The sequence below is a fragment of the Bradyrhizobium sp. UBA2491 genome, assembly GCF_002341725.1.
Lineage (GTDB): Bacteria > Pseudomonadota > Alphaproteobacteria > Rhizobiales > Xanthobacteraceae > Bradyrhizobium.
In genome coordinates this window covers 1-20580 of sequence record NZ_DDOP01000094.1, presented here as the reverse complement: position 1 = coordinate 20580, position 20580 = coordinate 1, and the positions used below count along the sequence as shown (strand labels likewise).

Annotated in this window: 18 protein-coding genes; 7 read left to right on the top strand and 11 right to left on the bottom strand. The window is 65.2% G+C overall.

The genetic code is table 11. The features are described 5' to 3' along the window. The first annotated feature begins 206 nt into the window (after window positions 1–206). On the top strand, window positions 207–1241 hold the full coding sequence (locus B2W55_RS31875) for a cysteine synthase A (protein WP_024583615.1): 1035 nt from the start codon (window positions 207–209) through the stop codon (window positions 1239–1241). A gap of 70 nt (window positions 1242–1311) precedes the next feature. Here B2W55_RS31875 and B2W55_RS31870 read toward each other — a convergent pair whose 3' ends face one another. Genes B2W55_RS31870 through B2W55_RS31855 form a run of 4 tightly spaced genes read right to left on the bottom strand, consistent with a single transcriptional unit; the run spans window position 1312 to window position 5824 of the window. Next, window positions 1312–2052 carry an amino acid ABC transporter ATP-binding protein gene (locus B2W55_RS31870; RefSeq protein ID WP_024583614.1) on the bottom strand — a complete coding sequence of 247 codons (741 nt, stop codon included), beginning with the start codon at window positions 2050–2052 and terminating at the stop codon, window positions 1312–1314. 11 nt (window positions 2053–2063) lie between these two features. Next, complete coding sequence (locus B2W55_RS31865; protein ID WP_024583613.1) at window positions 2064–3581, bottom strand: amino acid ABC transporter permease; 1518 nt, start codon at window positions 3579–3581, stop codon at window positions 2064–2066. Then, window positions 3578–4783: an amino acid ABC transporter permease gene (locus tag B2W55_RS31860; protein WP_024583612.1), complete on the bottom strand. Its 1206-nt coding sequence runs from the start codon at window positions 4781–4783 to the stop codon at window positions 3578–3580. Before B2W55_RS31860 ends, B2W55_RS31865 begins: the two co-directional genes overlap by 4 nt. A gap of 24 nt (window positions 4784–4807) precedes the next feature. Then, window positions 4808–5824, bottom strand: coding sequence for an amino acid ABC transporter substrate-binding protein (locus tag B2W55_RS31855; protein WP_024583611.1), 1017 nt, complete (start codon window positions 5822–5824; stop codon window positions 4808–4810). A 328-nt stretch (window positions 5825–6152) separates the two neighbouring features. Here B2W55_RS31855 and metC point away from each other — a divergent pair, with 328 nt between their 5' ends. The 5 genes from metC to B2W55_RS31830 all read left to right on the top strand — a co-directional run bounded on the left by metC (window position 6153) and on the right by B2W55_RS31830 (window position 11941). Then, window positions 6153–7349, top strand: coding sequence for a cystathionine beta-lyase (gene metC, locus B2W55_RS31850; RefSeq protein WP_024583610.1), 1197 nt, complete (start codon window positions 6153–6155; stop codon window positions 7347–7349). Between the two features lie 284 nt (window positions 7350–7633). Continuing rightward, window positions 7634–8437, top strand: a complete 804-nt coding sequence (gene cpaB, locus B2W55_RS31845; protein ID WP_024583609.1) for a Flp pilus assembly protein CpaB — start codon at window positions 7634–7636, stop codon at window positions 8435–8437. Between the two features lie 13 nt (window positions 8438–8450). Next, window positions 8451–9917: a type II and III secretion system protein family protein gene (locus B2W55_RS31840; RefSeq protein WP_024583608.1), complete on the top strand. Its 1467-nt coding sequence runs from the start codon at window positions 8451–8453 to the stop codon at window positions 9915–9917. A gap of 27 nt (window positions 9918–9944) precedes the next feature. Next, window positions 9945–10688, top strand: a complete 744-nt coding sequence (locus tag B2W55_RS31835) for a CpaD family pilus assembly protein (protein ID WP_100555049.1) — start codon at window positions 9945–9947, stop codon at window positions 10686–10688. After that, window positions 10685–11941, top strand: coding sequence for an AAA family ATPase (locus B2W55_RS31830; RefSeq protein ID WP_024583606.1), 1257 nt, complete (start codon window positions 10685–10687; stop codon window positions 11939–11941). The genes B2W55_RS31835 and B2W55_RS31830 overlap by 4 nt, the downstream gene beginning before the upstream one ends. A 37-nt stretch (window positions 11942–11978) precedes the next feature. Here the strand turns inward: B2W55_RS31830 and B2W55_RS31825 are convergent, their stop codons facing one another. Both B2W55_RS31825 and B2W55_RS31820 read right to left on the bottom strand, forming a co-directional pair. After that, entirely contained in the window at window positions 11979–12803 is an 825-nt protein-coding gene (locus tag B2W55_RS31825; protein WP_024583605.1) for a tetratricopeptide repeat protein, read from the bottom strand. Between the two features lie 137 nt (window positions 12804–12940). Next, the gene (locus B2W55_RS31820; protein ID WP_024583604.1) at window positions 12941–13186 is read right to left on the bottom strand and encodes a PilZ domain-containing protein; all 246 of its coding nucleotides are present in this window, start codon (window positions 13184–13186) and stop codon (window positions 12941–12943) included. A gap of 236 nt (window positions 13187–13422) precedes the next feature. Here B2W55_RS31820 and B2W55_RS31815 point away from each other — a divergent pair, with 236 nt between their 5' ends. Beyond that, entirely contained in the window at window positions 13423–15105 is a 1683-nt protein-coding gene (locus tag B2W55_RS31815; RefSeq protein WP_024583603.1) for a Na/Pi cotransporter family protein, read from the top strand. A 20-nt stretch (window positions 15106–15125) separates the two neighbouring features. Here B2W55_RS31815 and B2W55_RS31810 read toward each other — a convergent pair whose 3' ends face one another. The 5 genes from B2W55_RS31810 to B2W55_RS31790 all read right to left on the bottom strand — a co-directional run. Next, on the bottom strand, window positions 15126–16874 hold the full coding sequence (locus tag B2W55_RS31810) for a M23 family metallopeptidase (protein ID WP_024583602.1): 1749 nt from the start codon (window positions 16872–16874) through the stop codon (window positions 15126–15128). Between the two features lie 239 nt (window positions 16875–17113). Beyond that, complete coding sequence (locus B2W55_RS31805; protein WP_024583601.1) at window positions 17114–17452, bottom strand: lipid-A-disaccharide synthase N-terminal domain-containing protein; 339 nt, start codon at window positions 17450–17452, stop codon at window positions 17114–17116. 2 nt (window positions 17453–17454) lie between these two features. Further along, window positions 17455–18231 carry a glycosyltransferase family 2 protein gene (locus tag B2W55_RS31800; RefSeq protein WP_024583600.1) on the bottom strand — a complete coding sequence of 259 codons (777 nt, stop codon included), beginning with the start codon at window positions 18229–18231 and terminating at the stop codon, window positions 17455–17457. 70 nt (window positions 18232–18301) lie between these two features. Continuing rightward, window positions 18302–19147: a phosphatase PAP2 family protein gene (locus B2W55_RS31795; protein ID WP_024583599.1), complete on the bottom strand. Its 846-nt coding sequence runs from the start codon at window positions 19145–19147 to the stop codon at window positions 18302–18304. 1 nt (window position 19148) lies between these two features. After that, window positions 19149–20580: ArnT family glycosyltransferase (locus B2W55_RS31790; protein WP_291532731.1), on the bottom strand; the 1432-nt coding region annotated here is incomplete at its 5' end.

Genomic DNA, 20580 nt, shown 5'->3' with positions numbered 1-20580 from the left:
GAATCCAGCGCGGCGTGACGATTTGCAGCAAGATTCGGCCGGATCACCGGCATTCCCTAGACGATCATTCGACGGGGGCGCGGTCACCAACCGGGCACAGCTCGCCGCACGAAATTCGCCGCACTGCAAAAGGCTTCCCCTTTTGCCATCGGCACACTAGTTTCCGGCCAGGGCAAAACACGGACCGGCAAAAGATTACCCCCGACATGGCATTCAACAAAGACGTCATCCAAGCGATCGGCAACACGCCGCTGATCAAACTGAAGCGCGCATCCGAACTGACCGGCTGCACCATTCTCGGCAAGGCCGAATTCATGAATCCGGGCCAGTCGGTGAAGGATCGCGCCGGCAAATGGATGATCCTGGAGGCCGAGAAGCGCGGCGCGCTGAAGCCGGGTGGCCTGGTGGTCGAGTCGACCGCGGGCAATACCGGAATAGGACTTGCGGTCGTGGCGAGCGCCCGCGGCTATCGCACCATCATCGTGATCCCCGAGACCCAGAGCCAGGAGAAGAAGGACTTCCTGCGGCTGTGCGGCGCCGAGCTGGTGGAGGCGCCGGCTCTGCCGTTCTCCAATCCGAACAACTACCAGCATCTCGGCAGGCGGCTGGCCGACCGGCTGCGCAAGACCGAGCCGAACGGCGTGCTGTTCGCCGACCAGTGGAACAACCTCGACAACGCCAAGGCGCATTACGAGTCGACCGGGCCCGAGATCTGGGAGCAGACCGGCGGCAAGATCGACGGCTTCATCTGCTCGGTCGGCACCGGCGGCACGCTGGCCGGCACCAGCCGTTATCTGAAAGAGAAGAACCCGAACATCGTGAACGCCTGCGCCGACCCGCATGGCTTTGCGATGTACGAACTGTTCCGGAACGGCGAACCCAAGATGACCCCGGGCAACTCGATCACCGAAGGCATCGGCCTCGGCCGCGTCACGCCGGTGGTCGAGACCGCGAAGGTCGACACGGCGTTCCTGATCTCCGACGAGGACGCGGTGTCGGTGATCTACGATCTGGTCCAGCACGAGGGCCTGTGCCTCGGCGGCTCGACCGGCGTCAACATCGCGGGCGCAATCCAGCTCGCCAAGCAGCTCGGTCCCGGCAAGACCATCGTCACGATCCTGGCCGATTCCGGCAGCCGCTATCTGTCGAAGCTGTTCAATCCTGAGTTCATGCGCTCGAAGAACCTGCCGGTACCGGAATGGCTCGAAAAGCGCAGCAAGATCGAGCTGCCATTCGAATGAAAGGGCGAATGGCGAATGGTGAGTAGCGAATAGAAGAATCCCTATTCGCCATCCGCCACTTCCTATTCGCTCACCTCAAAATCTGGCTCAGGAACAGCTTCGTCCGCGCGTGCTGCGGGTTGGCGAAGAATTCCTGCGGCGTGTTCGATTCAATGATCTGGCCGGCATCCATGAACACGACGCGGTTGGCGACCTCGCGGGCAAAGCCCATTTCATGGGTCACGACCAGCATGGTCATGCCTTCCTTGGCGAGGTCGACCATGGTGTCGAGCACCTCCTTGACCATTTCCGGGTCGAGCGCCGAGGTCGGCTCGTCGAACAGCATCACTTTCGGGTTCATGGTCAGTGCGCGGGCGATCGCGACGCGCTGCTGCTGACCGCCCGACATCTGGCCGGGAAACTTGTTGGCCTGGTGCGGGATCTTGACCCGCTCCAGGAACTTCATCGCAGTTGCCTCGGCATCCTTCTTCGGGATGTTGCGCACCCAGATCGGCGCCAGCGTGCAATTGTCGAGCACCGTGAGATGCGGGAACAGGTTGAAGCTCTGGAACACCATGCCGACCTCGCGGCGAACCTCGTCGACGCGGCGCAGGTTCGGGCCAAGCTCGATGCCGTCGACCACGATCTCGCCCTCCTGGAATTCCTCCAGCGCGTTGATGCAGCGGATCAGCGTCGACTTGCCCGAGCCGGACGGGCCGCAGATCACGATCCGCTCGCCCTTGCCGACCTCAAGATTGATGTCGCGCAACACGTGGAAGTCGCCGTACCATTTGTTGAGCGTGGAAATGTTGACGATCGGGGCTGTGGACATGGTGACCTTGTTCAGTGGCGGCGATGAGCGTTGAGCCGGTTTTCGACGAACAGCGAGTAGCGCGACATTCCAAAGCAGAACACGAAGTAGATCATTCCGGCAAAAGCGAAGCCGGTGAAGGCCGTGGTCGGCGTCGACCAGTTCGGGTCCGAGAACGACGCCCGCAGCGAACCCAACAGGTCGAACAACGCCACGATCGACACCAGCGAGGTATCCTTGAACAGCGAGATGAAGCTGTTGACGATGCCGGGAATGACATAGCGCAGCGCCTGCGGCAGCACGATCAGCGACGTCGTCTTCCACCAGGACAGGCCGAGCGCCGACGCGGCCTCCGCCTGCCCGCGCGCCACCGCGGCGAGCCCGCCCCTGATCACCTCGGCCATATAGGCGCCGGTAAAGATCGCCACGCCGATCAGGGCGCGCAACAGGCCGTCGACGGCGAAATTGCCCGGCACGAACAGCGGCAGCATGTAGGTCGCGAAGAACAGCACCGTGATCAACGGCACGCCGCGCCAGAACTCGATGAAGGCGATCGAGAAGATCCGGATCAGCGGGATGGTCGAGCGGCGGCCGAGCGCGAGCGCGATCCCGATCGGCATCGAGGCGACGATGCCGGTGATCGCGATCACCAGCGTCACCAGGAGGCCGCCCCACAGCCGCGTGTCGACGATCGGAAAACCGCCGCGATCGAGCCCCATCAGCTTGATGCCGATTGCCATTCCGGCAAACGTCAGCACGCTGCCGACCAGCGCCCTGCGGCCGGTCCGCACACCGCCTCCGAGCACAAACAGCACGGCGGTGACGATCACGGTGGTGAGAAGGAAATCGCCCCAGACCGGCAGTGACGAGAGCTGTAACTGATCGCGCAGCCAGGTCAGCGGAAAGATCAGCCAATGGATCAGCAACCCGACCAGGACGAGCAGCTTGCCGATGACCCACAGCAGCGGCGCGATCGGCGAATTCTTGCTGAGATTGACCAGCAGGTCGCCGGCGCCGCCGATGCTTTGCTCAAACAGTTGCAACAGGCCTGCGGTCCAGCTCACGCCGAAGCCCGCTATGCCGCCGCCATGCAACAGGAAGAACGCCACCACCGGGAACGCGAAGAAGAACAGGCCCGAATTGAGGCCCTTCGCCGGCAGGCGCGGCAGCAGCAGCGGCAGCAACAGCGCGGCACCGAGCCCATAGGTCAGGTTGACGCGCCAGCGCTGGGCTTCCGGGTAGAAGCCATAGATCAATTGCGTCAACTTGGCCTGAATATAGGGCCAGCAGGCGCCGACCTGGTGCCCGGCCTGTTCGGCCAGGCACGCGGTACGATCCTTGCCGGTCCACACCGCGTCAACCAGCAGGAATTTGACCGCCGGGATCACGATGTACCCAGCCAGCAAGAGCCCGATGATCGTGAGCAGAATATTGCCCGGCGAATTCAACAGCCGCGTTCGCAGGAAGCCGATGAAGCCGGTGCTCTTCGCCGGCGCCGCGCGCTCGGCGACCAGGTCCTGCCGGACAAACGAGGCGGAGATATCGGTCATGCCGTCATGCTCCGGTTGATGCGCCAGCCATAGGCGCTCATCAGCGCGCTGGTCGTCAGCGAGAGCAGCAGGTAGACGCCCATCGTCATGGCGATGATCTCGATCGCCTGCCCGGTCTGGCTGATCGCGGTGCCGGCGAACACCGAGACCAGATCGGGATAGCCGATGGCCACCGCCAGCGACGAGTTCTTGGTGAGATTGAGGTACTGGCTGGTCAGCGGCGGCACGATGACCCGCATCGCCTGCGGCACCACGATCAGCCGCAGCGTCGCAGCGCGGCTCAGGCCGAGCGACGCGCCCGCCTCCATCTGTCCCTTGTGCACCGACATGACGCCGGCGCGAACGATCTCGGCGATGAATGCCCCCGTGTAGGTCGACAACGCGACCGTCAACGCAACGAATTCGGGGATGATCCGCGCGCCGCCGGCGAAGTTGAATCCCTTCAGTTGCGGCAGTTCGAACGTGAGCGGCCAGCCAAAGATCAGCATCGAGATCAACGGCAGGCCGACGAGGCAACCCAGCACATAGGGCCAGATCCGGATCATCTGGCCGCGCCGGAACAGGGCACGCCGCGCGGCGTGTCGCAAGCCCAGCGCTGCGGCAATGCCGATCGCGAGCGCGGCCAGGAACGGATACAGCCCCGGCTCGCTGACCGGCTGCGGCACGATCAGGCCGCGATTGTTGAGGAAGAATGTGCTGAAGATCGAGATGCTCTGCCGCGGCGCCGGCAGTGCCGCAAGCACGGCGAGATACCAGAACAGAATCTGGAACAGGAGCGGCAAATTCCTGACGATCTCGACATAGATGCCGCCGATCCGCGACAACAAGGAATTGGGCGACAACCGGCACAGCGCCACGATGAAGCCGATCACCGTGGCGAAGACAATGCCGATCACCGAGACCAGGATCGTGTTCAACAGACCGACGAAGAACACGCGCCAGTAGGTGTCGGAGTTGTTGTAGGCGATCAGGCTCTGATTGACGTCAAAGCCTGCGTTGTATTTGAGGAAGCCGAAGCCCGATGCAATGTGCTGGGTCTCCAGGTTGGTGCGCGCGTTCGCCACGATCTCGTAGGCGATCCAGGCCAGGATCGCGGCGAAGGCAATCTGGGCGGCCACCCCGTTCCAGCCGGCCTTGCCGCCAAGCGCGCGCTTCAGCCTGAGGGCAAGTTGCAGCGGTGGTTTGCGGGGCGCGATACTCATCGCCGCAGCCGTCGGCTGGATCGATCAGCGGATCGGCGGCGCGTACTGGATACCGCCCTTGTTCCAGAGATTGTTGACGCCGCGCGCGATACCGAGCGGCGAGCCGGTGCCGACATTGCGCTCGAAGCTTTCGCCGTAATTGCCGACCGCCTTCACGATCCGCACCACCCAGTCCTTGGTGAGGCCGAGCTGTTCACCCAGATTGCCGTCGGTGCCGAGCACCCGCTTCATCTCCGGCTTGTCGGATTTGAGCATCGTGTCGACGTTCTTCTGGGTAATGCCGAGCTCCTCGGCGTTGATCATCGCAAACAGCGTCCACTTCACGATGTCGAACCACTGATCGTCGCCGTGACGCACCATCGGCCCCAGCGGCTCCTTGGAAATGATTTCCGGGAGCACGATGTGATCGGCGGGGTTGGCAAGCTTCAGCCGGCTGGCATAGAGCCCGGAGGCGTCGTCGGTGAAGACGTCGCAGCGTCCGGATTCATAGGCCTTGACCGCTTCGTCGATGCTGCCGAACGCGATCACCTCATACTTCATGTTGTTGCCCTTGAAGAAGTCGGCGAGGTTCTGCTCGGTGGTGGTTCCGGTCTGCACGCAGACCGACGCGCTGTTCAGTTCGAGCGCCGAATTGACCTTGAGCGACTTCTTCACCATGAAGCCCTGCCCGTCGTAATAGGTCACGCCGGTGAAGTTGGCGCCGAGCGAGGTGTCGCGCGACACCGTCCAGGTGGTATTGCGCGACAGCACATCGATCTCGCCCGACTGCAGCGCGGTAAAGCGATCCTTGGCCGACAGCGGCACGAACTTGACCTTGGTCGGGTCGTCGAGCACCACGGCGGCGATGGCCCGGCACACGTCGACGTCGATCCCGGTCCAGTTCCCCTTGTCGTCGGGTGCCGAAAATCCGGGCAGCCCCTGGCTGACGCCGCAGGACAACTGGCCCCGATCCTTGACCGTCTTGAGGGTTTGCGCCGAGGCCGCCTGGACCGACAGGGCGGCGGCGGCGGCAAGGATGACAGCCAGGGATACGCGTTTCATGGGGCAGGCCTTTCAGGGTCGTCCGTTGGACGTTTGCTTTGTGATCGCCTCGCGTCCATAGGCCATCCCAATGATCCGTTGCAGCAAAAGATGCTGATCTGGCCGGCAGTTTGACGTGCAAATCGGTCAGGCAACGGATCTCAGGTCGCGGCAGGCCCCTCAACGTGCGGCGACTGGTAGTTGCGCCGCATCACATAGCGACTGACGAGCCGGGTCAAGGGGTTGACGCATGTCTTCCGCCTCCTGTTAGTAACAGGTCCCGGCGCGACCCGTCCTTCCGGCGTGTTGCGGCTGCGGCAAAAAGTCTAAAGTCCAACGGCAGCGATCCATGACCTCGTCCAACGGCTCCACCCCCTCCCATCCGCTCCAGGCCGCGACCCGCCTGGTCACGGCCGGCCGCGACACCAAGGCCCAGCGGGGCTTTGTCAATCCGCCGGTGTTTCACGGCTCGACCGTGCTCTATCCGACCGCCGAGGATCTCCACGCCCATCGCGCCGAATTTACCTATGGCCGCCACGGCAGCCCGACCACCCGGGCGCTGCAAGACGCGCTGATGGCGCTGGAGGGCCCGCAATGCGCCGGCGTCGGCCTCACCCCATCGGGACTGGCCGCGATCAGCACCACGCTGCTCGCGGTGCTGAAGGCCGGCGACCACCTGCTGGTGTGCGACAACGCCTATCGGCCGACCCGCAATGTCTGCGAGAAGATCCTGACGCGATACGGCATCGAGACCAGCTATTTCGATCCGCTGATCGGCGCCGGCATCGAGCCGCTGTTCAGGCCGAACACCCGCGCGGTGCTGGTCGAGGCGCCCGGCTCGCAATCCTTCGAGATGCCCGACGTGCGCGCGATATCGGCCGTGGCGCATGCCCGCGGCGCGCTGGTGATCGACGACAACACCTGGGCGACGGCGCTCTATCGCCGGTCACTCGATCAGGGCGTCGACGTCAGCATGCAGGCCGGCACCAAATATATCGGCGGCCACTCCGACATCATGTTCGGCACCATCGCGGCGAACGCCAAGACCTGGCCGATGATCCAGGAAGCGATCGGGTTGCTCGGCATCTGTGCCGGTCCCGATGACGTCTATCTCGCACTGCGCGGGCTCCGTACGCTGTCGGTGCGGCTTGCCCAGCACCACCGCTCCGGGCTCGACATGGCGCGCTGGCTGGCGGCGCGGCCCGAGGTCGATCGGGTGCTGCACCCTGCCCTCGAGACCGATCCGGGACATGCGATCTGGAAACGCGACTTCAGCGGTGCCTCGGGCCTGTTCAGCATCGTGCTGAAGCCGGTGCCGCAGAGTGCGGTCGATACGATGCTCAACACGCTGAAGCTGTTCGGCATGGGCTTTTCCTGGGGCGGCTTCGAAAGCCTCGCCATCCCGTTCGACTGTAGCGACTATCGCACCGCGACCAAATGGTCGCCGGGCGGCCCGACATTGCGGCTGCATATCGGGCTCGAGAGCCTCGACGACCTCAAGGCCGATCTCGATCGCGGATTTGCAGCGTTGAACGCCGCGTCCTGAGCGCTCCGCGTCGCCCGCGTTAGACGATACTTAACCACGACGGACGCGGGTATGACCGCGCGCTGCGATCGATGTCGTGCGCGTTGAGCAGGCGCGATCTCCGGGATTCTGCGGAGATGTAACGGCGCCGATAACTCGCCGTTCACCATCCCCACCAATCCCTTAATTGTCCGGACCTTCTGGCAAGTTCCCTTATACTTTTGCCGCCGTAGTGATGCTTCCGGGAAGGGCTGTCATTGCCGCAAGGACGCGACCGCCCGGTGTAAGGGCATTCAGACAATTCCATGAAGACGGCACGCATCGTGGTCCTCGGCATCGCCGGCGTCGCAGGCCTCGCGGCGATGTATCTCGCGAGCATCGGCGATCACAAACCCGCGCAGGTGGCGCAGCCGGCCGCGCCGCAGCTTCCGACGGTCGAGGTGCTGGTGGCGAAGTCCGACATCGGTCTCGGACAGGCACTCAAGGCCGAAGACGTGCAATGGCAGCGCTGGCCGGCCGAGACCGCGAGCAGCGCGTTCCTGCGCCACGACACCAATGCCGATGCCATGAACGAAGTGATCGGCTCGATCGCGCGCGCCCCCTTCATCATCGGCGAACCGATCCGCGAGCAGAAACTGGTCAAGGCCAATGGCAGCGGCTTCATGGCCGCGATCCTGCCCTCCGGCATGCGCGCGATCTCCACGGAAATCTCGCCGGAGACCGGCGCCGGCGGCTTCATCCTGCCGAACGACCGCGTCGACGTGATCCTGTCGCGACGCGACAAGAACCCCGATCAGCTGAGCGGTCGCGACATCGTCACCACCGAAATCCTGCTGTCCAACGTCCGCGTGCTGGCGATCGACCAGGCGCCGAAGGAGAAGGACGGCAACAACTCCCTGATCGGCAAGACCGTGACCCTCGAGCTCAAGCCTGAACAGGCCGAGACGCTCGCGCGAGCGCGGCAAACAGGCACTCTGGCGCTCGCACTGCGCAGCATCGCGGACGTCAACGAGAAGGTCGACGAGACCGGCGAACATGCCCCGAAGCGGGGCGAGAGCATCAAGGTGGTGCGCTTCGGCATCCTGAGCTCTCAGACGACACAGAAGTGATGGGGGCTTCGATATGACAACGGGTGCAAGACAACTGGCGATGCGGACCATGCTGGCCCGTTCGCTGTCCTATTCGGCGGTTGCAGCGATCATGCTGGTCCCGGCTTTCGCCAGCGCGGCCGATCCCGACAAGAACGCCGACATCGCGGTAACCAGCAGCATCGCCGCCAAGACGCGCTCCGTCTCGCTCGGCGTCGGCAAGTCGGTGGTGGTCGACCTGCCGCGCGAGGCCAAGGACGTTCTGGTCGCCGACCCCAAGATCGCCAATGCCGTGATCCGATCGGCGCAGCGCGCCTACATCATCGGAGCGGCGGTCGGCCAGACCAACGTGGTGTTCTTCGACGCCGACGGCAACCAGGTCGCCTCCTACGACATCGCGATCAAGCGCGACCTCAACGGCATGCGGGCGGCGCTGAAGCAGATGCTGCCCGGCGTCCAGATCGAGGGCGTCGGCGAAAGCGTGGTGCTGACCGGCTCGGTGTCGAGCCCGGTGGAAGCCCAGCAGGCCGGCGACATCGCCGCGAAGCTGGTCGGCAGCGCCGACAAGGTCGTCAACTCCATCGTCGTGCGCGACCGCGACCAGGTGATGCTCAAGGTCACCGTCGCCGAGGTGCGCCGCGACGTCGTCAAGCAGCTCGGTGTCGATCTCAGCGCCAACATGAACTACGGCACCGCCGCGGTGGTGTTCAACAACGCGAATGCCTTCACCGCCAACAACGGACCGCTCGCAGCCAATTCGCTGACCGGCGCGGCCGTGAACAAGCTCGGCGTGCCGACAGTCACCGCGACGCTGCGCGCGATGGAGAGCGCGGGCGTGGTGAAGACGCTCGCCGAACCCAACCTCACGGCGATCTCTGGCGAATCCGCGACCTTCGTCTCGGGCGGCGAGTTTCCGATTCCGACCGGCGTGACCTGCCAGACGACGACCTCGGGCACGATCGGCAATTGCGTCCAGACCGTCAGCTTCAAGAAGTTCGGCATCTCGCTCAACTTCACCCCGGTGGTGCTGACCGAGGGCCGCATCAGCCTGAAGGTGATGACCGAGGTTTCCGAGGTCTCGATGGACAACGCCCTGACCGGCGGCCAGGGCGGCACGACCATTCCCTCGATCAAGACCCGCCGCGCCGACACCACGCTGGAAGTGCCGTCCGGCGGCTCGATCGCGATGGCGGGATTGATCCAGGAACAGACCAAGCAGGCCATCAACGGCATGCCTGGTGTCGATCAGATTCCGGTGCTCGGCCAGCTGTTCAGGAGCCAGGACTTCGTCAACAACGAGACCGAGCTCATGGTCATCGTGACGCCCTATGTGGTACGCGCCGTTGCGCAGAAGGAATTGTCGCGTCCCGACGACGGATTTGCACCGGCCTCCGACGCGCAGTCGGCGCTGCTGGCGCGCGTCAATCGCATCTACGGCGTTGCCGCCCGCGGCGAGCCGATCGGCGCCACGCCGGTCAATTTCGGCTTCATCATCGACTGACGCGGACCTGAGGGATTGGGGGATCCTATGATGACACGCAACACACGGGCCGGTCACCTCAGGACGCTGTCGCTGCTCGGCGCCCTCGCCGCGTCAGCGATCGCGCTCGGCGGCTGCAACCTGACGAACAATGACGTCGTCACCGGCACCCTGCCCGACGACTACCGGCTGCGGCACCCGATCGCGGTCACAGAAGGCGAGCAGTCGATCGTCGTGTTCGTGGGCCGCGCCCGCGGCAATCTCACCGAGACGCAGCGCGACGACGTGATGGGGCTGGCGCGCACCTGGCGGCGCGAGGGCACCGGCGCGATCGCCATCGACGTGCCGGCCGACACCCCGAATTCGCGCTCGGCGCAGGCGGTGTATCGCGAGATCCGCGGCCTGCTCGAATCGATGGGCGTGCCCGGCCACGCCATCACCAGGCGCTCCTACCAAACCGACGATCCGCGCGCGCTCGCCACCATTCGCCTCAGCTACCCGAAAATGGCTGCCGTCGCCGGCCCGTGCGGATTGTGGCCGACCGACCTCGGCCCCTCGATCGACAATCCGAGCTACAACCAGAACAAGCAGTACGACAATTTCGGCTGCGCCACCCAGCGCAACCTTGCCGCGATGGTCGCCAATCCGTCCGATTTGGAGCAGCCGCGAAGCGAGACCGCCGCCTACACGCCGCGTCGTTCGATCGCCTTCGACAAATACCGCAAGGGCGTATCGACCGCGACCTCCTATCCGGAAACCGAGAAAGCCAAGCTGAGCGACGCCGCGAAATGACCGCCCAACCGCAAGACGAGCCGCAGACCGCCAACGACTACATCGCGCCGGCGCCGCGGATTTCGGTGCAGGCTTTCTGCGCCAGCGTCGCGACCGCCACGACGGCGCGCGCCGCCGCCGAAGACCGCCGGCTCGCCAAGGCGCACCTTTCCGTCCATATGGGCGGCATCGCCGCGGCGATCGACGCCTATCACAAGGCGCCGACGCCCAACGTGATCATGCTGGAGACCGAGCCGGACAACGACTTCCTCGCCGGTCTCGATGAACTCTCCACGGTCTGCGATCCCGGCACCCGCGTCGTCGTGCTCGGCACGCCCGGTGAGACCGCGCCATATCGCGAACTGGTGCGGCGCGGCGTCAACGACTACGTCGTCGGGCCGGTCAAGGTGCTCGATATCGTGCGCTCGATCTGTAGCCTGTTCTCGGCCTCCGAAGCTGTCTCGGTCGGCCGCCTGATCGCGGTCGCGGGCGCCAAGGGCGGCGTCGGGGCCTCGACCGTCGCGCACAATGTCGCCTGGACCATCGCACGCGACCTCGGGCTCGATTCAGTCGTCGTCGATCTCGACCTCGCCTTCGGCACCGCTAGCCTCGACTACAACCAGGATCCGGCCCAGGGCATCGCCAACGCGGTGTTCTCACCGGAACGTCCGGACAGCGCGTTCATGGATCGCCTGCTCGCCAAATGCAGCGATCATCTCAGCCTGCTGGCGGCGCCCGCCACCCTCGATCAGGTCTACGATTTCGGCGCCGAAGCCTTCGACGCCATCTTCGACACCATGCGCATGACCACGTCCTGCATCGTGCTGGACGTGCCGCATCAATGGACCGCCTGGACCAAGCGCGTGCTGGTCGGCGCCGACGATATCCTGATCGTCGCCGAGCCCGATCTCGCCAACATGCGCAACACCAAGAACATGATGAACCTGCTGCGGACCGCGCGTCCCAACGACCGGCCGCCGCTCTACTGCCTGAACCAGGTCGGCATGTCGAAGCGTCCCGAGATCGAGGTCAAGGATTTCGCCAAGGCGATCGAAAGCCAGCCGATCGCGGCGATCCCGTTCGATTGCAGGCTGTTCGGTGAAGCCGCCAACAACGGCCAGATGATCGCGGAAGTCTCGGCGCGGCACCGCACCACCAAAACCTTCCTGCAGATCGCGCAACGCCTCACCGGCCGCCCCGATCTCGCCGAGGCGCGCGAGTCGTTCCTGTCGCCGATCCTCAAGAAGTTGCAGTCGCGCCGCGCCGCCGGCTAGCGATCCGGTCTCAAGTCACCAGCAACGCCGTCGCGCCTTAGTCGCGACGGCTGGCGGCAACCGGAATCTTGTCCTTGTCGGTCCGGCTCGCATCCCTGCGCGCCAACAGCCGCTTCAACGCCGCGACATTGGCTGAGCCCTGCTCCGGCGGCAAATCGGCCTTCATGATGGTCTCGGCCTCGGACTGGCGGCCTTGCAGGCCGACCACGACGGCAAGATTGGTTCGCACCAGCATGTCGCCGGGTGCGCGCGCCTGGGCACGGCGCAACGTCTCCTCGGCCTTCGGCAGATCCTTTGACAGCAGGTAGGACAGGCCGAGATTGGAGAGCACCGACGGATCGTCCGGCACGATCTTGAGCGCGCTCGCGTAATACTGCCTGGCCTCGTCGTGGCGGTCGAGTTGGTCGAGCACTGCGCCCTGCGCCGACAGGATGCGCCAGTCCGGATCTTCCGGGGTGTGCGCGCGCCCGAGCACGTCGAACGCCTGCTGGAAATTGCCATTGTCGGCCAGCGCACGCCCGTAGCCCGCGAGCAGCGCCTTGTTGCTCGGCTGCGCCAGCACCGCCTGCTCCATGACTGCGACCGCCTGCGCCCGCTGGCCGGTCGCGCGCAACGCCCGGGCATATTTCAGCGCGGCATCGACGTCCTTCGGATTGGATCGGACGCGTTCCTGATAGGTCGCGATATCGCGCCGCGGATCGGCGGGAGCCGGGGTGGCCTCCGCGGTGTCGCCCAGTGACCCAGTGATGTCTGACGGGCCAGAAGTCTGGCAGGCGGACAGCCCGATCAGCAGGATTGCGGCGGACACCGAGCCAGCGAACCGGCGCGCGCGGCCAATTGGTCGGGATAGTTTCTCTGACATCAACGAGACTCGGAACAGCGAAGGTTCCGGAATGCTCACAGCTTAACCCTAAGTTCCGGTTAAGGATGCCATCATGTCGCCGTCATCTGGCCCAGATGCGGTGCCGAACATTCAGCGGGCGTGGGCCGGTGGCCGGGTCAGTCGACGAACTGGGCGCCGAATTCGTGCCCGATCCGCCAGGCCAGACGGCACTGACGCGGGCTCCCGCTCGACAGGATGATGGTGAATTCCGGCGGAATCTCCAGATATTCGGCGATCACCTTGACGCCACCGGCCGAGATATCGGTGATCATGCAATCGCGGGGCAACGACCCCGTGCCCAGCTGAATTTTTGCAACGCTCCGGCAGGGCCGGCGTTCGCTCTTACGGCGATTCACAAACATACTGATCCCCAAAGCCTTTCTGGACAGCTTGCTGGCTGGACAGCTCTCTCGTTCCTACCGTCATAGCCGGGAAAGATTGGGAACTAGCTAGCGGAACCGCTCGCAATTGAACGGTCATTTTCGGAATTCGTTCACCGGACAATCCCGTTGCGATGGGAACAAAAAGGGGTTGATCCGCAGTCATTTGGCGATAGCGTGAATCCTTCGACTCGAATTTGCCGGGATATCCAGGACGTATGGGAAGTCTAGTTCTGCTCGATCTGATGGGGGGCGTCGCGCTCCTGCTGTGGGGCCTGCACATGGTCCACAGTGGAATTTTGCGTGCCTTCGGGCCGGATTTGCGGCTGTTGCTGGCGAGGGCGCTGAACAACCGGTTCAGCGCGCTTGGCGCCGGCCTCGGCCTGACCGCCCTGCTCCAAAGCTCGACTGCCACCGCCCTGATCACCAGTTCGTTCGCCGCCGAGGAGATCGTCAGCCTGGTGCCGGCGCTCGCGATCATGCTCGGCGCCAATATCGGCACCACGCTGATCGTGCAGGTGCTGTCGTTCAACGTGGCAGCCGTGGCGCCGGTGCTGTTCATCACCGGCCTCGTCGCGTTCCGCAGCGGCCCGCGCTCCCGGATCAAGGATCTCGGCCGGGTCTCGATCGGTCTCGGCCTGATGCTGCTCGCGCTGCACATCCTGCTCGATACGATGGCGCCGGCCGAGAATGCCCCGGGCGTGCGCGTGTTCCTCGGAGCCATCACCGGCGATCCGGTGCTCTGCATCCTGATCGGCGCGATCGTCACCTGGCTGGTCCATTCCAGCGTCGCCAGCGTGCTGCTGGTGATGTCGCTGGCCTATTCCCAGTTCATTTCGCCCTATGCCGCGTTCGCGCTCGTGCTCGGCGCCAATCTCGGCAGCGCCATCAATCCGCTGATGGAAGGCGCGCGGCGCGACAATCCGGCGAGCTACCGGTTGCCGGTCGGCAACCTCGTCAACCGCGTCGTCGGTGTCCTGCTGGTGGTGCCGTTCCTGCGCCCGATCACGGAGGCCGTCCACGCCTGGCAACCCGATCTCGCCAAGGCGACCGCGTTGTTCCACATCGCCTTCAACGTCGCGACTGCGCTGCTGTTCATCGGCGTGCTCGACCAGATGGCGCGGCTGCTCGAGCGGCTGCTGCCGAAGCGGGCGCAGGAGACCGATCCGTCGCGGCCGCGCTATCTCGACGAGAGCGCGCTGGAGACGCCCTCGCTCGCGCTCGCCGATGCCGCGCGCGAGGTGCTGCATATGGGCGACCATACCGAGGCCATGCTGCGCAAGGTCATGGCGGCGATGATGACCAACGATCGCGCCCTGGTCGACCAGGTGTCGAAGATGGACAACACCGTCGACCGGCTGAACGAGGCGATCAAGCTCTACGTGACCAAACTCACCCGCGGCAGCCTGGATGAGCGCGAGGGCCATCGCGCCATGGAGATCGTCGCATTCGCGATCAACCTCGAGCATATCGGCGATATCGTCGACAAGAACCTGAGCGAGCTCGCGACCAAGAAGATCAAGCACCGCCTGCAATTCTCCGCCGAAGGCGCCGAGGAGTTGTCGGCGTTCCACAAGCGCACGATCGACTCGCTGCGGATCGCATTCGGCGTGTTCATGTCAGGCGACGCCGCCGAGGCCCGCAAACTGCTCACCGAGAAGGCGGCGCTGCGCGCGGCGGAGCTCGCCGCCGTCGAACGCCATCTGGAGCGGCTGCGCGAGGGACGGCCGGAGACGATCGAGACCACCTCGCTGCATCTCGACGTGCTGCGCGACCTCCGCCGCATCCATTCGCACATCTGCTCGGTCGCCTATCCCGTGCTCGATGCCGCCGGCGAGACCGCGGCCGATCGCGAGAAAGCCGTGGACGCGGCCGAGCTCCCGGCGCCCGGGCGGCTTTGATCGACCGAATGCGCGCTGCGCTATGTCGGCGGCCGCTTCTCGGAGCCGAGGCGGCGTTGTGGAGACGCGGATGCAGCAGCCAGTTGGTCGATGCTGTCACGCTGGCGATCGAAAGCGCCAAGCAGTTCCCCTTGCAGCAGCCGGCCGCCGGACAACTTCATCCGGAGCGGATCGACGTTGCGGCCGTTGATCCGCACCTCATAATAGAGATGCGGTCCGGTCGAGAGCCCGGTCGATCCGACATAGGCGATCGTCTCGCCCTGACGAACGCGGTCTCCGATCTTCAGCTCGGGCGGGACGCTCGCGATGTGGGCGTACGTCGTCTCATAACCGCGATCGTGGCGGATCCGGATGTATTTGCCATATCCGCGTTCGTACCCTTCGGTCTCGACCACGCCGGCGCCGGCGGCGGCAATCGGCGACCCATACGGCGCGGCGTAGTCGACGCCCTCATGGAAACGGCGATCGCCCAGGATCGGATGAATCCGCCAGCCAAACCCGTCGCCGAGGCGACCGCTGACCACCGGCTTGCGCAACAGGAACTTGGTGATCGATTGCCCGCCCTCGTCGTAGAAGTCGGAGCTGCCGTCATCCGGCGCCGTGAACCGGTAGTAGCGGCGGGTCTGGCCGCCAGCAGCGAGGTCGATGAACACCAGTTCCGGCTGGCCGATCTCGTTGGGGGCATAGATGATCTTGGCAACATCGGCATCGCCGAGCGGTCCATCGAGGTCGAAGTCGCGGCCGCAAAGACGCAGCAATTCGGCAACGATGCCCTCGTCGACGTGATTGGACCGTGCAAGCGCGTTGAGGCCGTCACGTAGCGTTTCGCCGGGGACAGAATGCGTATCGATGGTCTGACGCAGCAACTTCTCGTTCCGCACGGCAAGATCCGGCTGCTCCGGCACGATCGCCTGGTATTGACCGCTGTCGGTGCGACCGACGGCGGACACGGTCGAGTCCACCTGTTCGATCGACACCTTCGCGACATGAGCGTTTGACGAAGCGCCGCCGTCGTTCTGCTCGATGATCGTGATCTTCTCGCCGCCGGACAGTGTCTTGCGGTCACCGGATGACGGAAAGGCAGCCAGGATAGACGGCGCATCGTCGACCGCCGCCTTCACGGCGTGCAGGATAGCCGCGAGCGTGTCACCAGCTCTGGCGATCACGATGTGCCGATGGTGACCGGTCGAAGCAGGCGACTTCGGAAGGCTCGTTACATTGACTGGTTCGCCGATCGGCGATGGCGCATGCGCCCCCTCTCCATCGTCGGCATAAGCGCTGGTACCGCCGGGCAACTCGCCGCGCGATCGGCCTGCCCGGATGATCGATGGCAATTCCGACAGCAACGAATGTTGCGAGCCAACTCGCTGGTTGTTCTTGCTGCCTTCCGCCGATTCGCGGTGATCGTCCTGTGACGGTCCGGGATCGATCTCGGCAAGCCGTGCCGACACGCGGGTAAACGGCCGGACCGATCCGGCATCGCTCAACTGCTCGATCTTGAGCGCGACCGGAGTCTCCTGCGAGCTGAGCTTGTGGTCGAGCCGGTCACCGCGCCGCGCGTCATCGACCACCTGCCCCGTAACGTGCGGAACCGAAACCACCGGCGACGCTGCAAATGTTGCGTGATAGCCGAACGTTCCGCGCAGCGCGCTACCAAGGAGCGCGACGGCAGCAGTCCCGATCAGGACCGTCGCCGCCATCCAGCGGACACTCACTGCACGCCGGTCCGGCAGGCCGCCTGCACCGGTCAGCGGCGGCTCGTCCAGCAAGGCGACATCGCGAACGCTCGATGAATGTCTATCCGTTCTCGTCGCTTCGCCGCGGCCAGTCATCAACGCCCCTTATTCCCTGGGGCACGGTCACGGAATGCCGCCACGCCCACGGCGAACCGTAGATGCCATGCCGCTTGAGGCGATTGTTTGACGTTCGATCGGATTCGGTTGCTGGATGATGTCGAAATTCCCGGGGAAGCCCGGCATACCGCTGGCACGGCTCGCGACCGCGCGAATCAGTTGTTGAGCGTCTTCGACGCGCGGCCGCGGTTCTTCATGATCAGCATGATGTTGCGGATGTAGATCAATGTGGCGAGGCCCTGCCCGATGATGATGACCGGCTCGCGCTTGGCAAGCCCATAGATCAGCGTCATCAGACCGCCGCCCATCGAGAAGAACCAGAACGCCATCGGCACCACGCTCTGCCCGGCGCGCTCGCTGGAAATCCACTGCACCAGGAAGCGCGCCGTGAACAGCAATTGCGCGACGAGGCCGAACGCCAGCCAGAAGTCGAACTTGGCGACGAACACGTCGTAGAAATAGGCGCTCAGCGCCTGGCCGTACTGAATCAGCATCATTACACCTTGGTCACGCCCGGCACTTCGGTAACGTCCGTCACCTCGGTGACGACAGGCGTCGGCTTCTTGCGGCGGATCAGCCACCACACGCCGGCGAGATCCATGATCCCGATCCACAGCCGGTCGAAAAATCCATAGTTCGACACGCCGGAATGGCGCGGTCGGTCGACGACGTCGACATAGGCGATCGCATATCCTTCGCGGCGGACCAGCGCCGGGAGGAAGCGGTGCAGCCCGTCGAAATAGGGCATCGCCAGGAACACGTCGCGCGGAAATGCCTTCAGCCCGCACCCGGTATCGCGCGTGCCGTCACTCAAGATGATGCTGCGCACCGCATTGGCGATCCGCGATTGCAACTTCTTGAATCCGGTATCCTTGCGCCCGACGCGTTGGCCCGCGGCGAGGCCGACGCGCCCGTTGCCGCTCGCGACCGCCGTGATCAGGTCCGGCAGGAATGCCGGATCATTCTGGCCATCGCCGTCCAGCGTCGCCACGATCGTACCGCGCGCGGCACGAACGCCGCTGCGCACCGCCGCCGATTGCCCCGAAGAGACCGCGTGACGGAGCTGCCGCAGATTGGGCCGCTGCGCCATGATCGCGCCGAGCCGTTCGCCGGTGGCATCGGTCGAGCCGTCGTTGACGTAGATGATCTCGTAAGCCCAACGCCCGTCGAGCGCGGCCGCGATCTCGGCGACCAGCGGCGCAACATTGTCCGACTCGTTGCGCACGGGCACGACGATGGAAACGGCGACCGGCGTTGGGTCGGAAACAGGCAATTCGGCACTCGTGGTTGAATGTGGGGTCCGCGGCTGGAACCCGCCCGATCCGGCCGCCGGGCGACCGCTTTTATGGGGCGAAGGCGCTCCTCGCAACCCTTTTGAGGCGCCCTTCCGAGGGGCCCGGCAACGCCGCAACCGCGCCATCGCGATCGATGGCGAAACCAAGGCGGCGGGCGGCGAACCAGTAGCGCACGGCGATCGCGCCGATCACGCCGACCGCAGCTCCCGCCACCACGTCGCTCGGATGATGGGCCAGCAGCACCAGCCGCGTTGCGATGATGATCAGCGCGTAGACCAGCATCGCGACCCGCGCCCGCGGCCACACCGCCGACACGGCGAAAGCCAGCGCGAACGCGGTGATCGAATGTCCGGACGGAAAGCTCGAATAGGCCTCCGTGCCGGCGAAGTGCTGGAAGTTGAAGGCATTGGCCTGGCCGCCGACGAACGGTCGTCCGCGGCCAACGACCCATTTGATCACCTCACCCACCGCGACCGACAAGGCAACCGACAGGAACAGGTATTGCAGCCTCGTCCCCAAGCCGAGCAAGGTCGCCCGCGCCACGCCGCGCAACGCGGGTGCTGCGAGCGCGACCGCGACCAGCAGCACGCCGAGTGTCCACAGCACATACTTGTCCTTGCCGAAGTCGGTCAGGATCTTCACCCACCAGAGGCTCGGCGTGCCGCGCGGCGGCATGATGCTGATTTCAGCAACATCGATCGCGTACATCAGCGTAACGATGACGCAGCCGACGATGACCACGAGCAGCAGCACGTGGCGCGCCGAGCGCCGCGCCGCTGCGGCCCGTCGCGAATGCGACGGCGCGCGCACGAGCTGGGCAAGCGACAGCCAGACCAGCGTCAGCAATCGTCCGAAATAATTGGCGGATTCCGCAGGGGCTGGCGGCGCCGGCATGCTACTCCGTCCCTTCGGAACGGAAGATCGCAATCGAGACCGCCTTGCCCTGCGAGATGTTGTAGCCCTCGACGCGGACCGGCGCGTTGTAGCGCAGGCCGATCGCCTCGGCGCGTTGCACGAAGGCGCGCTCCGAGCGCTGCTCGACCAGCGCGAACCGGCACGAGCCCTGCCCGAGGAAATCAGCCGCGCCCGATCCGTCGGTGAGAAGCGTCGAGGTGTCGGTCATGAACACCAGGCTTGGCTCATGGAAGCCGGCCGCCGCTGCCTTGGGGCCGACACAGGTCACGTTGCGCAGCGCCCGCGCGACCTCCTGACTTGGAAACACCGTGGTGAGCCGCGGCAGCACCACACCGTAGGTGCCACCGGCCAGCAACGCCGCGGCGATCACCGCATTGAGCAGCGAGCGCTCGGCGCGGCTGTCCTCGAACATCCACCAGGCGATCAGGCCGAACACCATCGCGACGGCGAACAACGGCCAGGCCGGAAACACCGGCTGGTGGATCGCCTTGATCGCGCCGACGATCACGAGCACCGACCCGAATGCAGGGATCGCAAACCACCAGGCTGCGCCACGGATCAGCCAGGAGCGCGACAGCACGCGCCGCTCCAGCGCCCCCACGGTCAGGATCGCGATCGCCGGATAGAGCGGCAGCACGTAATGCGGCAGCTTGGTCAGCACCGCCTCGAACACGATCCAGGACGGGACCAGCCAGGCCAGCAGGAACTGGGCGCCGGGCTCGCGCCGCGCACGCCAGACCGCCGGCGCCGCCATGCCGGCGAGCGGCGCAGCCGGCCAGAACGTGATCCAGAACAGCAGCAGATAGAGCCCCGGCGGCGCGCCATGGGACTCTTGGGCACCGAGCTTGCTCAGCATGTCGCCGCCGACCGAGTCGGCAAAGAAGGTTTCGCCGGCGCGCAGGAAGATCAGCACGAACCACGGCAGCACCAGCACCAGGGTCCACATCAGGCCCCACACCGGACGCATCCGCCAGAACCAAGCCGCCGACCGATCGAGGATCGCAAGCCCGGCCATCGCAAGGCCGACGAACATCAGGATCAGCGGCCCCTTGAGCAGGATGCCGACCGCGAGCGCAGTCCAGAAGATCGCGGGCGGTCCCCATGACGGATGCGCAGGATCCTCGCCGCGTTGCCAGGACAGATAGACCCGCGCCATCGCGCCCATCGCCGCGGTCACGGTCAGCAGCAGCATCGCGTCGGTCTTGGCAAGCCGCGCCTCGACCCCGAGCAGCACGCAGCTTGCCATCATCAACGCGGCCAGCGCCGCGCCCTGCCGGGTCACGAAGGCAAGCGCCGTCCAATAGGTCAACAGCACGGCGCCGATCGCACCGATCAGGGACGGCAGGCGATAGACCCAGATGCGGACCTGGGCACGCGGTACCCCGAGCGCGGAGATGGTCTTGAGCGCCGCG